This window comes from Capnocytophaga sp. H2931, from assembly GCF_002302535.1.
Classification (GTDB): Bacteria; Bacteroidota; Bacteroidia; order Flavobacteriales; family Flavobacteriaceae; genus Capnocytophaga; species Capnocytophaga canis.
Genome location: NZ_CP022381.1, coordinates 1,375,811 through 1,389,451 on the forward strand (window position 1 = coordinate 1,375,811; position 13,641 = coordinate 1,389,451).

At 37.8% G+C, this 13,641-nt stretch carries 18 protein-coding genes; all 18 read left to right on the top strand.

The window, feature by feature from the left end:
* Positions 1-17: 17 nt before the first annotated feature.
* Positions 18-1,556, top strand: coding sequence for a sulfatase-like hydrolase/transferase (locus CGC52_RS05825; RefSeq protein ID WP_095893711.1), 1,539 nt, complete (start codon positions 18-20; stop codon positions 1,554-1,556).
* 265 nt (positions 1,557-1,821) lie between these two features.
* On the top strand, positions 1,822-2,136 hold the full coding sequence (locus tag CGC52_RS05830) for a DUF4298 domain-containing protein (RefSeq protein ID WP_095893712.1): 315 nt from the start codon (positions 1,822-1,824) through the stop codon (positions 2,134-2,136).
* Position 2,137: 1 nt separating this feature from the next.
* The gene (locus tag CGC52_RS05835) at positions 2,138-3,058 is read left to right on the top strand and encodes a hypothetical protein (RefSeq protein WP_095893713.1); all 921 of its coding nucleotides are present in this window, start codon (positions 2,138-2,140) and stop codon (positions 3,056-3,058) included.
* 117 nt (positions 3,059-3,175) lie between these two features.
* Entirely contained in the window at positions 3,176-3,823 is a 648-nt protein-coding gene (locus tag CGC52_RS11340) for a transposase (protein WP_095894474.1), read from the top strand.
* Positions 3,824-3,890: 67 nt separating this feature from the next.
* Positions 3,891-4,055 carry a YdeI/OmpD-associated family protein gene (locus CGC52_RS11410; RefSeq protein ID WP_369800753.1) on the top strand — a complete coding sequence of 55 codons (165 nt, stop codon included), beginning with the start codon at positions 3,891-3,893 and terminating at the stop codon, positions 4,053-4,055.
* Positions 4,052-4,576 (top strand): alpha/beta hydrolase, encoded by a 525-nt coding sequence (locus tag CGC52_RS05850; RefSeq protein ID WP_095893715.1) that lies wholly within the window; start codon positions 4,052-4,054, stop codon positions 4,574-4,576. Before CGC52_RS11410 ends, CGC52_RS05850 begins: the two co-directional genes overlap by 4 nt.
* Before the next feature lie 128 nt (positions 4,577-4,704).
* Complete coding sequence (locus tag CGC52_RS05855) at positions 4,705-5,091, top strand: HU family DNA-binding protein (RefSeq protein ID WP_002664579.1); 387 nt, start codon at positions 4,705-4,707, stop codon at positions 5,089-5,091.
* Positions 5,092-5,288: 197 nt separating this feature from the next.
* The gene (locus CGC52_RS05860) at positions 5,289-5,642 is read left to right on the top strand and encodes a VOC family protein (protein WP_002664576.1); all 354 of its coding nucleotides are present in this window, start codon (positions 5,289-5,291) and stop codon (positions 5,640-5,642) included.
* 18 nt (positions 5,643-5,660) lie between these two features.
* On the top strand, positions 5,661-6,227 hold the full coding sequence (locus CGC52_RS05865) for a hypothetical protein (protein ID WP_095893716.1): 567 nt from the start codon (positions 5,661-5,663) through the stop codon (positions 6,225-6,227).
* A gap of 18 nt (positions 6,228-6,245) precedes the next feature.
* The gene (locus CGC52_RS05870) at positions 6,246-6,692 is read left to right on the top strand and encodes a GyrI-like domain-containing protein (protein ID WP_095893717.1); all 447 of its coding nucleotides are present in this window, start codon (positions 6,246-6,248) and stop codon (positions 6,690-6,692) included.
* Positions 6,693-6,799: 107 nt separating this feature from the next.
* Positions 6,800-7,615 (top strand): DNA alkylation repair protein, encoded by an 816-nt coding sequence (locus tag CGC52_RS05875; RefSeq protein ID WP_095894475.1) that lies wholly within the window; start codon positions 6,800-6,802, stop codon positions 7,613-7,615.
* Positions 7,616-7,711: 96 nt separating this feature from the next.
* Positions 7,712-8,257, top strand: a complete 546-nt coding sequence (locus tag CGC52_RS05880) for a DUF1697 domain-containing protein (protein WP_095893718.1) — start codon at positions 7,712-7,714, stop codon at positions 8,255-8,257.
* Between the two features lie 56 nt (positions 8,258-8,313).
* Positions 8,314-8,805 (top strand): putative immunity protein, encoded by a 492-nt coding sequence (locus CGC52_RS05885; protein WP_095893719.1) that lies wholly within the window; start codon positions 8,314-8,316, stop codon positions 8,803-8,805.
* Between the two features lie 20 nt (positions 8,806-8,825).
* Positions 8,826-10,277 carry a UDP-N-acetylmuramoyl-L-alanyl-D-glutamate--2,6-diaminopimelate ligase gene (locus tag CGC52_RS05890; RefSeq protein WP_095893720.1) on the top strand — a complete coding sequence of 484 codons (1,452 nt, stop codon included), beginning with the start codon at positions 8,826-8,828 and terminating at the stop codon, positions 10,275-10,277.
* A gap of 121 nt (positions 10,278-10,398) precedes the next feature.
* Positions 10,399-11,124: a CPBP family intramembrane glutamic endopeptidase gene (locus CGC52_RS05895; RefSeq protein WP_095893721.1), complete on the top strand. Its 726-nt coding sequence runs from the start codon at positions 10,399-10,401 to the stop codon at positions 11,122-11,124.
* A 21-nt stretch (positions 11,125-11,145) separates the two neighbouring features.
* Positions 11,146-11,691 (top strand): GNAT family N-acetyltransferase, encoded by a 546-nt coding sequence (locus tag CGC52_RS05900; RefSeq protein WP_095893722.1) that lies wholly within the window; start codon positions 11,146-11,148, stop codon positions 11,689-11,691.
* Between the two features lie 45 nt (positions 11,692-11,736).
* Complete coding sequence (locus CGC52_RS05905; protein ID WP_095893723.1) at positions 11,737-12,285, top strand: transposase; 549 nt, start codon at positions 11,737-11,739, stop codon at positions 12,283-12,285.
* A 107-nt stretch (positions 12,286-12,392) separates the two neighbouring features.
* A complete protein-coding gene (mraY, locus tag CGC52_RS05910) occupies positions 12,393-13,607 on the top strand; it encodes a phospho-N-acetylmuramoyl-pentapeptide-transferase (RefSeq protein WP_095893724.1) in 1,215 nt (404 codons plus the stop codon).
* The last annotated feature ends 34 nt before the right edge of the window (positions 13,608-13,641 follow it).

The window sequence follows — 13,641 nt, forward strand, 5'->3', positions numbered from 1 at the left end:
TTTAATAGTTTATCAATATGAAAAAGCATTGGTTAAAAGTATCTTTTTTTTGTTTACTGACATTCGTTTTATCGTGTAAGTCAACTGAAAAAAAAGGAAAGACTGTTTTTCCCAACGTAATTTTAATTTACGCTGATGATTTGGGCTATGGTGATTTAAGTAGCTATGGAGGAAAAATTGCTACACCTCACATTGATCGTTTGGCAGACCACGGAATTTTACACTGTAATGCTTACGCTGCCGCATCAACTTGTACTCCGTCTCGTTATACATTGCTCACCGGAGAATATGCTTGGAGAGAAAAAGGACGTGGAGTTATTAACGGAAATGAAAAAGCACTTATCCCAAGCGGAAGACAAACTGTGGCGAGTGTATTCAAAAAAGCAGGATATACTACTGCCGTTATCGGTAAATGGCATTTAGGATTAGGTGATGAAAATGGAATTGATTGGAACACTCAAATAAGTAACATTCCTGAGGATATTGGTTTTGATGAGAGTTTTATTATGCCTGCCACTTCCGACAGAGTTCCTTGTGTGTATGTAAGTAATGGAAAAGTTCTAAACCTCGATCCAACAGATACGTTGGCTGTAAGTTATCAGAAAAAAATAGGCAATTTACCCACAGGAAAAGAAAATCCTGAATTGTTAAAACTCAAATATTCACACGGGCATGATATGACAATTGTCAACGGAATAAGCAGAATTGGATATCAATCAGGAGGAATGAGTGCCGTTTGGAAAGATGAAAATATTGCTGATGATTTTGTACGTGAATCAAAAAAATTCATCATCAAAAATAAACAAAAACCGTTCTTTTTATACTTAGCAACAAACAACATACATGTGCCGAGAATGCCTCATCCACGTTTTCAAGGGAAAACATCACAAGGATTGCGAGGCGATGCTATTTTAGAGTTAGATGATATGGTTGGTTCTATTTCAAAAACCTTGGATAGCTTACAAATTGCTGAAAATACTATAATTATATTTTCGAGTGATAATGGAGCTGTACTTGATGATGGTTATGCAGATCAAGCCATTGAAAAGTCAGGAGAACATAATCCTTTCGGGGTTCTTAGAGGTGCAAAATACAGTGTTTACGAAGCAGGAACTCGAATCCCAATGATTGTTTCATGGAAAGGAAATATAAAAAAGCAAACCTCACAAGCTCTTGTTAGTCAGACTGATTTTATTGCATCAGTTGGAGCAATGTTAAACGTTCGAATTGATTCTAACCAAGCCTTTGATGCTAAAAACCAATGGGATTCTTGGATAGGAAAAGATAAAAAAGGACGCTCAGAAATTGTACAAGAAGCTATACAAAATACGTTGTCGATAGTTGAGGGTGATTACAAATATATAGAACCTTCAAAAAGTAAAATGAAAGTGGCTTGGCAAACGGGGATAGAAACAGGTTTTTCGGACAAACCCCAATTGTACGACCTTAAAAACGACCCAAGCGAAAAGGTTAATCTTGCTGAGCAACAGCCACAATTGGTGATTGATTTAGCAAGAAAATTAGATTCTATAAAGAATCAGCATAAGGGTAAGTAAAGCAACCCTAACGTTCTTTGACATAATGGGATTTTTTAAAATATTGTAGAGGATTTTCATTGTAAAAAGTTCGTTGGGAAACGAACGCAAATTAAGTTTATACACAAAGAAATTGATTATCAAACTGCGGTTAGCGATTATCTAACCGCAGTTAATCAATTTCAGAGCTAAAAAGTCATTTCCAAATCATAAAAAACTACTTCTAAAAGATACAGGCAAAAAACAATCTTGCATATTAAATGTAAAAAATAAAAAATAGTGAACTATGACCGAAAAACAATTACAAAACATTCAAGAAATGGAGGAAATTCTCAATAAAATAGAAGATTTCACTCCGAAAGCGGAAGAATTTCTAAAACAATGGCAAGAATTGCTTCCCGAAGTTCAAAAACTCAACGCCTATTACGGAAGCGACCAATGGCAAAAAGATTATGACGCTTCCAATCGTGGTGAAATTCCCGAAGGAATGCCCCACGGAGTACTCTCGGAAGACCTCGCATACAATGCTTTGGGCGACCAATATTTCTTGGCGGTGGATTTCTTGAAATTGGTAACTAAAATCATCTCGAGAGAAGGGTAATATGAAACAAATCACATTACTATCGGAAAATCACACGGATTATCATCTCGGATTTGAAGTGCAATCACCTGAAAAACAATTTATTTCGTGGAACGCTACCTACGAGGAAGTTATCGCATCGCCTTTGGTGGAATGGGACAGCCCTTTTGATTTGGATTATGAGGTGTATGAGTATTACTATTTTAAATATCCGGTGCGGGTGGGCAATTTGCTATTTTCCAAATTTGAATTTCGCATTCACAACACCCAGCGTAGGGATATAGCCGTACGAGAATACTATGCCAATGGAGACACACAGGTAGAGGAATTTGATTTTTGGCAAGTGCATCAGCAACTAGAAAAACATTTACCCCTTGATAAACACTATAAAACTCGTGAAGACCTCTATTCATTTTTTCAAAAAGACGAAATGACATTTCTTAGCGTTTATTACGGAGAACCTCAGCATCAATATGTGTTTTTTAATATTATCAATGCCCGTAAATATCCCGAATTAATCACTCCAATTGAAAATGAGGAGAATATACAACTTACCGATTGGGTGTTATTTCCCAAAGAATATATCGGGATAGAGACCGACTATCAAGAAAACGAAATCGTAAAACGCCGTCCACCTTTACTAACGGAAAGGTTTGGCGACCAAGCCGTATTGTGGCGAGATGAAGTAAATAAACAACTCGGGGTAAGTGTGGGTGAATTTTGCAATATTTTTCCGCTATCGAATATTAAAAAAGTGTACATCGAGCGTATGCTTCCTGCCAAAGGCAGTGGTGCCGATACCCTGCGAGTGTATTACAAAAAACAAAAATACCCAATGCTAATTTTCGGTGCCAAAGAATATGATTTGGATAATTATCTGCCCCAATTGGAAAAATTCTTCGGTATGCGTATTGAAGTAACAGGGTTTTATTATAATTGTTAATGGTTGATTATCAATTATTAAGGATTTTCCAATATATGTTTCGTAATATTGTAGGGGCAAATCAATATTTGCCTATAATAAAGGCGAAAAATGTTTCGCCCCAATAATAGATTGATTATGAAAAAATACAATCCCGATAAACACAAAAGGCGTTCTATTCGTCTGAAAGGATATGATTACAGCCGTGAAGGGTTGTATTTCATCACGATTTGTTGCCAAAACAGAGCACATTATTTTGGGGAAATCATCAATGAGGAAATGCAATTAAACGAAATAGGAGAAATTGCCCAAAAATGTTGGAGAGACATTCCCAATCATTTTAAAAATGTTTTGTTGCATACATTTGTGGTGATGCCCAATCACATTCACGGCATAATAGAAATTGTAACCCCCGTAGGGGCAAATCAACATTTGCCCTATAATGAAACGGCAAATCAACATTTGCCCCATAATGAAACGGCAAATCAACATTTGCCCTATAATAAGGGCGAAAAATATTTCGCCCCAACAAATCAACATTTGCCCGATGATAATAGGGCGAAAGATATTTCGCCCCTACGGGGGACATCAAACACCATTGGTTCCATCGTGCGTGGTTTTAAAATTGGTGTAACCAAATGGGTGCGTTCCAATACAAATATCCATCAAATTTGGCAACGCAATTATTACGAACATATTATCCGAAATGAGGCATCGTATTTCAGAATTCACGAATACATCGAAAATAATCCTGCAAAATGGACAGAAGATTGTTTTCACAAATAACCCCGTAGAGCAAATCAACATTTGCCTATAATAAACAATGTAAGGGCAAAAAATATTTCGCCCCAACATATTAAAAGAAACCCCCGAGGCATATGCCGTGTTTCAAAAACTGAGTCCGTCTCACAAAAACGAGTATATCCAATGGATAAATGAAGCCAAAAAGCAAGAAACCAAAGAAAGGCGTTTGGAGAAAATGATAAGTATGTTACTAAACAAAAAGGAAAACCAATGAAAAAACTCATCGTTATTTCGGATTTATGGGGTGTAAAACAATCACAATGGTGGCAATATTACACCGAAACCTTATCCAAACATTTTGAGGTTATCTTTTATGACGCTTGTCAGTTAGGGCAGATAGATGTAAGTCAATATACCGAGGTGGCACTGCATCAGCAATTTATGGACGGTGGCGTTCTACAATCTGTACAAAACTTAACCCACAAAGAAAAAGAAACCTTCGCCATACTAGGTTTTAGCATAGGTGGCTATATTGCTTGGAGAGCCTTACACAGCGGATTAAAAGCCCAACATTTGGTAGCCGTATCTTCCACTCGATTGCGGTATGAAACAATACCTCCAAAAGCTCAGCTTCACCTATTTTATGGTAAAAAAGACCATCATCTGCCCAGTATTGCGTGGTATGATACAATGAAAACATCGCCATACCTGTTTGATGAGGCGTATCACAACTTTTACCAAAAAGAACATATCGCACAGCAAATCTGCGAGTACATCGAAAATAAGATGCTATAAGCCCTGATAATTCAAAGATATAAAAATGAAAATCAATGCCGTATAATGTTTAAAAATATTATCTTTGTTAGCCATAGGACATACAAGGTATTCCTTAATGAATGTATCATTTCTAAAAATTTTCAATTATGAGCATCAAGTACAAAGTTATCGAGAAAGGGCAACCGGGCGTTGCCGGAGGCGGAACCAAAAAGTTTTATGCCAATGTAGTAACCGAAGGAGAGCTATCGGTAGATGATTTGGTAAAACAAATCGAAAAGTTTTCCGCTCTTAGTGAGGCGGACATTCGCGGGGTGATTATCGCTTTGGAAAATGTAATTCAACAAGGATTAGCCGATAGCAAAATCATTCGTTTGGAAAAACTCGGCAGTCTATACCCTACGCTCAGCAGTAATGGAGTAGCTACCGAAAAGGAGTTTACGGCTAACCAGATAAAATCCGTTAGTGTGAATTATCGCCCAGGTACCCGCATTGTAGAAGCAATGAAAGCAGCAGGTTTCGAGAAGAAAAAATAGTTTTCATAAAAACCAGCAGCAGTATTTCTAAAAACCAAGCGTGGTTTCACCTAAAACCACACTTGGTTTTATTTCAAACCTGCCGTGCTTTTGCCCAAAACCTGCGGTGGTTTTTTCCGTATGGGTAAATTATTCTTTGCTAAGTGTCATTAGCAAAGAATATTTAAAAACGTTCAATATTTTAAAAGGAATAAGGTATGAATTACGACAATTTTTTTCTTCCCGCCGAAGATTTCGAAAAAAGCAAACATTTTTTTGCTGATGTTTTGGGTTTGGAAATCAAATTTGATTTCTCCCAAATGGGAATGATTGCCTTTAAAGTGGGCAATGAAGAGGCTGCTATTATCTTAAAAGACAAGAAAAAATTTCCGAATGTGAAACCTACCATTTGGCTGGAAGTAGATAATGTAACGGAAGTGTACGAAGATTTAAAAACTAAAGGCGTGGAATTTTTAACGCCACCTTTCCCCATAAAAACAGGTTGGGCGGTGGAGTTTTTAGACCCTTCGGGCAATGTAATGGGCTTTACGGATTATCGTTCTAATAATTGAATTTTTAAAAATAAATAAATGATAAATAAGGACAAAAAATATTTTACCTCCCAATGTAAGGGTAAAACATTTTTTACCCCAACGAAACTTTGGCTGTATTTTATCATCACAATGTCGGTGTACTTACTGATGGTTTTTATCACCATCCCTATACTGAACCGCCTTGCCAACGGATTGGATATTATTGATGTCCTTCCCTTTTACGATGGCGAATATGTGGTGCGTCTTTTAGAATATTTGGGAAGCGAGGGCAGACATTACTATCTGTACAGGCAATTACCCATTGATATGATATACCCGCTACTTTATGCCTTTACTTACAGACAGATATTAAAGCATTTTATTGATAAATTGAACTTTAAAAGGGGAAGATGGGTGGTCTTTTTACCCGTTGTAGCGGCAGTGTTTGACTACTTGGAAAATATCGGCATCGGCATATCGCTTTACCGCTTTTCGTCGCTTTCGGATACCATTTTATCGGTATTGCCTTTTTTCAGTTTACTAAAAAATCTCTTTGTAGTGCTGTATCTGTTGGCGTTTTTCGGATTGGGAATTATGGTTTTAGTGAGAAGAAAGAAAATATAAAACTTAAAAACAAATATTATGACAAACGGATTTAAAATCATCGGGATAGCGGTACGCACGACCAATGCCAACGGACAAGCCGCAACAGATTTGGGCAAACTTTGGGGGCAATTTATGAGCGACACCATTTCAAAAATCCCGAATACCATTTCGGGGGAAATTATCGCCATTTACACCGATTACGAAAGTGATTATCAAGGAGCTTATACCGCGATTATCGGAAAGAAAGTCAGCTCATTAGATGAAATTCCAGACGGAATGATTGGGCGAGAATTTCCTGCTACAAAATTTCAGAAATTCATTGCCAAAGGAGAAATGCCCAATGCCGTTATGCAGACTTGGAAAACCATTTGGGAACAAGATGAAGTGCTGAATCGTGCCTACCAGTACGATTTTGAGGTGTATGGCGAAAAATCCCAAAACGGCAGTGAGTCCGAAGTGGAGATTTTTATCAGCGTAAAATAAACAACCAAAAAATACCTCCCCCACATCGCACTCATTAGACGCTTTATAGTAAAAAGAGTCTTCTCCTAATGGGATATATATCGTTTAATTTTTTAAAAGGGAAGAGTATGACACCCGAAATACAAAACCGTAAAGGAGCAACAAAACTTGAAAACATTCCACAAGAAGTATTGGAATTATTGAACGAGGGTAGGATAGCAAGCGTTAATTTGACCGAGTGGCTTTCTGTCAACCATATGACTTTGGTGGCTACGGTGTTCCCCAAAATAGGGATTTCAAATGCGTATATTTCTGAAATTCAAGAGCTCATAAAAAATCAAAAAAAGCCATCAACGATGAATACCATCAAGTTGATTGGAGCGTTTCTGTACGAAAAATCCGCAAAATCAACAGATTATTTAGCCGTTTTTGAAAAATTAGCCACACATTTGTCTGATTCGGTGCGTTGTTATGCCACTTATTTTATGGCTCTGAACACCGATTTTTCGCTTGAAAAAAAGCTCGGCTTGTTACAGCCGTTGGTGGCAGACAAGCATTTTGGGGTGCGTGAAGTGGTTTGGATGGCACTCAGACCTGAATTGAGCCAAAATTTGGCATTTTCAATTGATTTTCTATCGGTTTGGGCAGAAAATAAAGATGAAAATATCCGTCGTTTTTCTTCGGAAGCCTTGCGTCCGCGTGGGGTGTGGTGTTCGCATATCGAGACCTTGAAAAATTCACCTGAATTGGCATTGCCTATTTTGGAGAAATTAAAATCGGATTCGGCTAAATATGTGCAAGATAGCGTAGGCAATTGGCTCAATGATGCGAGTAAATCTCGCCCCGATTTTGTGCAGGAATTATGTAAGCGTTGGGAAAAAGAAAGCCCTACAAAATCAACAGAGTACATTATCAAAAAAGCCTTACGAACCATTTTAAAGTAGCAAAATATTGTAAGGGTGTATTGCGTATGCCCAACAATGTAAGGGCAAAAAATATTTTGCCCTTACAATGAAATAGTAAATCGTAAAATCAAAACTATGAACACCTACATCGTCCTTTTGCGTGGCGTAATGCCCACAGGGAAAAACAAAATTCCGAGTATGGCTTTTCTGAAAGAAATTTTGGAAAAAGGCGGTTTTGTGAATGTAAAAACTTATATTCAGAGTGGAAATGTGGTCTTACAAACGGAGCTTTCCCCTGCGGGGGTGAGCAGGAAGGTATACGAATTCATTAAGGAAAACATTGAAGCAGAACTTCCTGTGATTGTAAAAACCGCTGATGAAATTGCACAAGTTTTAAGCGAAAATCCATTTACCGAAAATCACGACAGCAAACGCGTTTTCTTTACGCTTTTTAATGATGAATTATCGCTGTCATTGGCAAAGGAACTCAAAAAGCAGGATTTTGGCGAGGAAAAATTTGATTTTAGCGAAAAAGCATTGTATATGTATTTACCCAAAGATGCCAGCCGTAGTAAACTCAGTAACAATTTTTTAGAAAAGAAACTGAAAATTACCGCTACCACACGCAATTTGAATACATTGAGTAAGTTGGTGGCAATGGCGGAGGAAATGGAAAATTAATTTGTCATATTGTAGCGAACGGGTATATCCGTTTCGGTGATAACAAAAATGAAAAAATGGATTTTTATAAATATCAGAAACCAGTCGGAAAAATAGAAGACATTCCTGCATTACGCGATGAATTCATCACTATTTTCGATACCAAAAATCGTCAGGAAATAGTGTTATTCTGTTTGTCATTAGCACAACATCTCATAAATTTTACAAAGTTTGAGCCTTGCGATGAAATGTCGTTGGCTTTTGAGGCGATGAAGGAGTGGCTTGATGGAAAAACCAACTATCATAAAGCAAGAAACATAAGTTTTCAAATCAGCAAATTAGCAAAAGAAGAAAGTGATGTAGCAAAAGTAAAATTTTACCGAACGATGGCTCAAATTGCTGCAAGTCCGCACACTAAATTTCACGGATTATGGGCTACAGATTTCGCGATAACCCTTATTAACAAAATGTTTCCTAACGATATGGAAGCAGTTAAAGTAGAAAGAGAAAAATACATTTCTTTATTGAAAGCATCTTGTTTCAGCAACGACAAGGCTTTCAAAAGTTAGATTTTTATTACACAAAAACTATGAACCTGAAAGATATATTACAAAACATAGAAATCATCTCCCTTTCGGGGGAAATCAATATCGAAGTAGGTGATTTGGTGCAAGACTCGCGGTTAATTAAACAAGGTGATGTATTCGTTGCTATAAAAGGTACGGCATCAGACGGGCATCAATTCATTAGTAAAGCCATCGAAAAGGGAGCAAAAGTCATCGTTTGTGAGGAGATTCCGCAAGAAACTATTTCGGAAATTGTTTACATAAAGGTAAAAGATACTACTTCGGCTTTGGCAACGATGGCGAGTAATTTTTATGGAAATCCGTCGGAAAAACTCAAATTGGTAGGTGTTACGGGTACTAATGGGAAAACAACAACGACCAGTTTGCTGTATCAGTTATTTAGAAAAGCGGGCTACAAAGTGGGACTTATTTCCACCATTGCCATCTATGTAGATGAGCAGAAGTACGACACCAAAAACACCACGCCCGACATCCTTACACTAAATAAGTACTTAAAAATGATGGTTGATGCAGGTTGTGAATATTGCTTTATGGAAGTGAGTTCGCACGGCGTGGAGCAACGACGCATCGAAGGCTTACAATTTGCAGGGGGCGTGTTTACGAATCTCACACACGACCATTTGGATTATCACCAAACCTTTGCCAACTATCGTGATGCCAAAAAGAAGTTTTTCGACCAATTGCCAAAAACAGCTTTTGCCCTTACCAATATCGACGATAAAAATGGCAGTGTGATGCTCCAAAACACCAAAGCTCAAAAGAAATCGTACGCTTTGAAAACAATGGCGGATTATCGTTTGCAGATTTTGGAAAATCAGTTTTCGGGCTTGGTACTGAAAATAGACGGACAAGAAGTTTGGACAAACCTCATCGGGCAGTTCAATGCTTATAATTTGTTGGCAGTCTATGCCGTTGCCGATTTGCTCGGAGTTGAAAAAATGGAAAACCTCACGGCTTTGAGTACTTTGCAGTCGGTAGGCGGACGCTTTCAGTATTTTGTTTCGAAAGACAAAATCACGGCGATTGTGGATTATGCCCACACGCCCGACGCTTTGCAAAATGTGTTGGACACCATCAACAACATACGCACCAAAAACGAACAACTCATCACAGTAGTAGGCTGTGGAGGCAATCGCGACAAGAGTAAACGCCCCGTAATGGCGGATATTTCCACGAAGGAAAGTACCCGAGTGATTTTTACCTCGGACAATCCGCGAGACGAAGACCCACAAACGATTTTGGACGAAATGGAAGCAGGTGTATCAGCAGAGCATTACAAAAAGTTTGTTACCATAACCGACCGCCGTCAGGCAATAAAAACCGCTTGTCAGTTTGCCCAATCAGGAGATATTATCCTCATTGCAGGGAAAGGACACGAAATCTATCAAGAAATCAAAGGCGAACGCACTCATTTTGATGATATGGAAGAAGTGAAAAAAATATTGAACGTGTAGGGGCGTATTGCATACGCCCAATGATGAACATTGCATACGCCCAAACAAAACGAAAAGGGCGTAAGCTCACATACTCCGTTTTCACGGACTTTACCCCTACGATAACAATAACAAATAAAAAATGATAAAAATTTTAGCCGAATCTTTTTTGCAGGTCGCTCTGTTGCTTCCTTTTGCAATTTTATTTCTTAAAGAAAAAAGCAAAATCAGTTTCATACGATTATTGATTTTTGTAGGTTGCTATGTGGCATATCAGTTATTTCTCGTGCTTCCGAGCATCAATGCAGTGTTCGATGTAATAGAAAGCCGTTGGAATTGGGAAGGAAAAGCATTGGGAATCATTTGTGGAATAAGCTGTTATTTCATTTTTAGAAGATATTTTCACGAAAATGATTTTTTCACTTTAAAACAAAATAGAGAAAACTTAAAACCAACTCTCATTGTAGCGGTGGGATTGGTATTATTATCAACTGTGGTTTGGTTTTTATTGGGTAAATCCGAATTTAATATGGAAACATTGGCTTTTCAAATATCCTTGCCGGGCGTTGATGAAGAGATAATGTTTCGCGGAATTCTACTCGGACTTTTGGCTTCTTCATTGAAAGAAAAAACAACTTTTGTAGGAAATCCAAGCGTTTTACTAACGGCGATTCTATTCGGATTTATGCATAGTTTGACTCTTGATAAAAACTATGCGATTGATTTTGAATCTATTTATTTTATACAAACCACTTTTGCAGGATACCTTTGGGGGTGGATAACCCTAAAAAGTCGAAGTATATTGTTAGCGATTTTGTCCCATAATTTCAGTAATTTTTTCGGGACATTAGCTACAATGATTAAATAATCCATTCATTAGAAACAAAATATGAAACTAATCATAAACGAAAAATTATATCTCGAATTGGTACAATTATCTGATGCTGAGACCATTTTCAGTACAATAGACACACAGAGAAAATATTTGGGCGAGTGGCTTCCGTTCGTTTCTTTTATAAAAAATCTTGCTGATGAAGAAAATTTTATAAAATCAGCTTTGGAAACGATGGAACAGACCAAAGAATACATCTTTTGCATTCGAAAAGAAGGCGAATTCGTCGGGCTTATCAGTTTTATCAAAACAGACAAACTCAATCAGAAAACTGAAATCGGTTATTGGATTTCAGAAACATACCAAAAACAAGGCATCACAACCCAAGCCACTAAGCGAATATGCGAATTTGCCTTTACCGAAATGGGAATGAACCGCGTACAAATCCGTTGTGCTGTTGGTAATTTACCAAGCAAAAACATTCCAAAGCGATTGGGATTTACCTTTGAAGGCGTCGAACGGCAAGGCGAACGCGTTTCGGAAAATGTATTCCGAGATTTGGAAATTTACAGCAAACTGAAAGAGGAATTTTTAATACCGTAAGGGCGTAATGCTTACGCCCTTACTACGAAAAAAAACAAATCAAAAATGAAAAAATACAACTCCGACATACACAAGAGGCGTTCGATTCGTCTGAAAGGATATGATTACAGTCGTGAAGGGTTATATTTCATTACGATTTGTTGTCAAAACAGAGAACATTATTTTGGTGAAATTGTAGATGGTAAAATGCAATTGAATGAAATAGGAAAAATTGCCTATAATGAATGGATAAATACGGAAACAATTCGCAAAAATGTGGTATTACATTCATTTGTGGTGATGCCAAATCATTTTCACGCCATTATAGAAATCACCCACCAATGTAGGGGTGTATTGCATACGCCCAATGATATAACATTGCATACACCCAATGATAATGAAAAAGGCGTATGCAATACGCCCCTACGGTCACCATCGCAAACATTAGGTGCAATTGTTCGCGGTTACAAATCGGCGGTGTCGAAAAAAATAGGATTTTCTGTTTGGCAACGGAATTATTACGAACACATTATCCGAAATGAGGAATCGTATTTTAAAATTCACGAATATATCGAAAACAATCCCGCAAAATGGGAAGAGGATTGTTTTTATTAATAAAACAATGTAGAGGCGTATTACATACGCCCAAACAAATAATTTTGATAAAAATGACAATAAGGGCGTAAGTATTACGCCCCTACAACAACAAAAACAATTTAAAAATGTTATATTATCTATTTGATTACTTAGAAAAAGAATACAATTTGGCGGGAGCAGGATTGTTTCAATACCTTTCGTTCCGTGCGGGGATTGCAGCGATTCTCTCACTTTTAATTGCGACCATCTTTGGAAAGAAAATTATCCGTAGGCTGTACGCACTTCAGGTGGGAGAAACCATTCGTGATTTAGGTCTGCAAGGACAAAACGAAAAAGCAGGAACACCTACAATGGGAGGCGTGATTATCATCTTGGCAACGCTCGTACCGGTACTTCTGTTTGCTGATCTGGCAAATGTGTACATCATTTTACTTGTAGTTTCAATGATTTGGATGGGAATCATTGGGTTTGCGGACGATTATATCAAGGTTTTTAGAAAGAATAAAGACGGGCTTAAAGGCAAATTCAAAGTTTTGGGGCAAATAGGTCTCGGACTTTTTGTCGGAGCGATGCTTTATTTCAACCCTAATGTAACCGTAAAGAACGAAAGCACAAAAGCAAGTACAGTAACCGAAGTTCAAATTCAGCAAGAAGAAATAAAATCTACCAAAACCACTATTCCGTTTATGAAAAACAACGAATTTGACTATGCCGACCTGATTTCGTGGGCAGGTGAAGGAAGTAAAGACTGGGTTTGGGTGGTTTTTATTCCGATAGTTATTTTAATTGTGACGGCAGTCTCCAACGGAGCTAACCTCACCGACGGAATTGACGGACTGGCAGCAGGAAGTTCGGCAATCATTGTACTAACACTCGGGATTTTTGCTTGGGTATCGGGAAACATCATTTTTTCGCAGTACCTCAACATAATGTATATCCCCAACGTAGGAGAAATGACCATCTTCATCGCTGCATTTGCTGGGGCTCTTATCGGATTTTTGTGGTATAATACCTATCCTGCTCAGGTTTTTATGGGCGATACAGGCAGCCTGACCATTGGGGGGGTAATTGCTGTGATTGCCATTTCAGTTCGTAAAGAATTGCTCATTCCGTTGCTGTGTGGTATCTTCCTGATTGAAAATCTATCGGTAATGATGCAAGTTTCTTACTTCAAATACACAAAAAAGAAGTATGGCGAGGGCAAACGCATCTTCCTGATGTCACCTTTGCATCATCATTATCAGAAAAAAGGCTATCACGAAAGTAAAATTGTGATGCGATTCCTAATTGTGGGCATCATTCTGGCAATAATGTCCTTCGTAACCTTAAAAATTAGGTAATCGAAGTTCAGAAAGAAAATCAAACAGACAATCA

Excerpts from the sequence above, each read along its gene's own strand:
- CGC52_RS05825 (WP_095893711.1), top strand. The coding sequence starts at position 18 with ATGAAAAAGCATTGGTTAAAAGTATCTTTTTTTTGTTTACTGACATTC.
- CGC52_RS05830 (WP_095893712.1), top strand. The coding sequence starts at position 1,822 with ATGACCGAAAAACAATTACAAAACATTCAAGAAATGGAGGAAATTCTC.
- CGC52_RS05835 (WP_095893713.1), top strand. The coding sequence starts at position 2,138 with ATGAAACAAATCACATTACTATCGGAAAATCACACGGATTATCATCTC.
- CGC52_RS11340 (WP_095894474.1), top strand. The coding sequence starts at position 3,176 with ATGAAAAAATACAATCCCGATAAACACAAAAGGCGTTCTATTCGTCTG.
- CGC52_RS05850 (WP_095893715.1), top strand. The coding sequence starts at position 4,052 with ATGAAAAAACTCATCGTTATTTCGGATTTATGGGGTGTAAAACAATCA.
- CGC52_RS05855 (WP_002664579.1), top strand. The coding sequence starts at position 4,705 with ATGAGCATCAAGTACAAAGTTATCGAGAAAGGGCAACCGGGCGTTGCC.
- CGC52_RS05860 (WP_002664576.1), top strand. The coding sequence starts at position 5,289 with ATGAATTACGACAATTTTTTTCTTCCCGCCGAAGATTTCGAAAAAAGC.
- CGC52_RS05865 (WP_095893716.1), top strand. The coding sequence starts at position 5,661 with ATGATAAATAAGGACAAAAAATATTTTACCTCCCAATGTAAGGGTAAA.
- CGC52_RS05870 (WP_095893717.1), top strand. The coding sequence starts at position 6,246 with ATGACAAACGGATTTAAAATCATCGGGATAGCGGTACGCACGACCAAT.
- CGC52_RS05875 (WP_095894475.1), top strand. The coding sequence starts at position 6,800 with ATGACACCCGAAATACAAAACCGTAAAGGAGCAACAAAACTTGAAAAC.
- CGC52_RS05880 (WP_095893718.1), top strand. The coding sequence starts at position 7,712 with ATGAACACCTACATCGTCCTTTTGCGTGGCGTAATGCCCACAGGGAAA.
- CGC52_RS05885 (WP_095893719.1), top strand. The coding sequence starts at position 8,314 with ATGGATTTTTATAAATATCAGAAACCAGTCGGAAAAATAGAAGACATT.
- CGC52_RS05890 (WP_095893720.1), top strand. The coding sequence starts at position 8,826 with ATGAACCTGAAAGATATATTACAAAACATAGAAATCATCTCCCTTTCG.
- CGC52_RS05895 (WP_095893721.1), top strand. The coding sequence starts at position 10,399 with ATGATAAAAATTTTAGCCGAATCTTTTTTGCAGGTCGCTCTGTTGCTT.
- CGC52_RS05900 (WP_095893722.1), top strand. The coding sequence starts at position 11,146 with ATGAAACTAATCATAAACGAAAAATTATATCTCGAATTGGTACAATTA.
- CGC52_RS05905 (WP_095893723.1), top strand. The coding sequence starts at position 11,737 with ATGAAAAAATACAACTCCGACATACACAAGAGGCGTTCGATTCGTCTG.
- mraY (WP_095893724.1), top strand. The coding sequence starts at position 12,393 with ATGTTATATTATCTATTTGATTACTTAGAAAAAGAATACAATTTGGCG.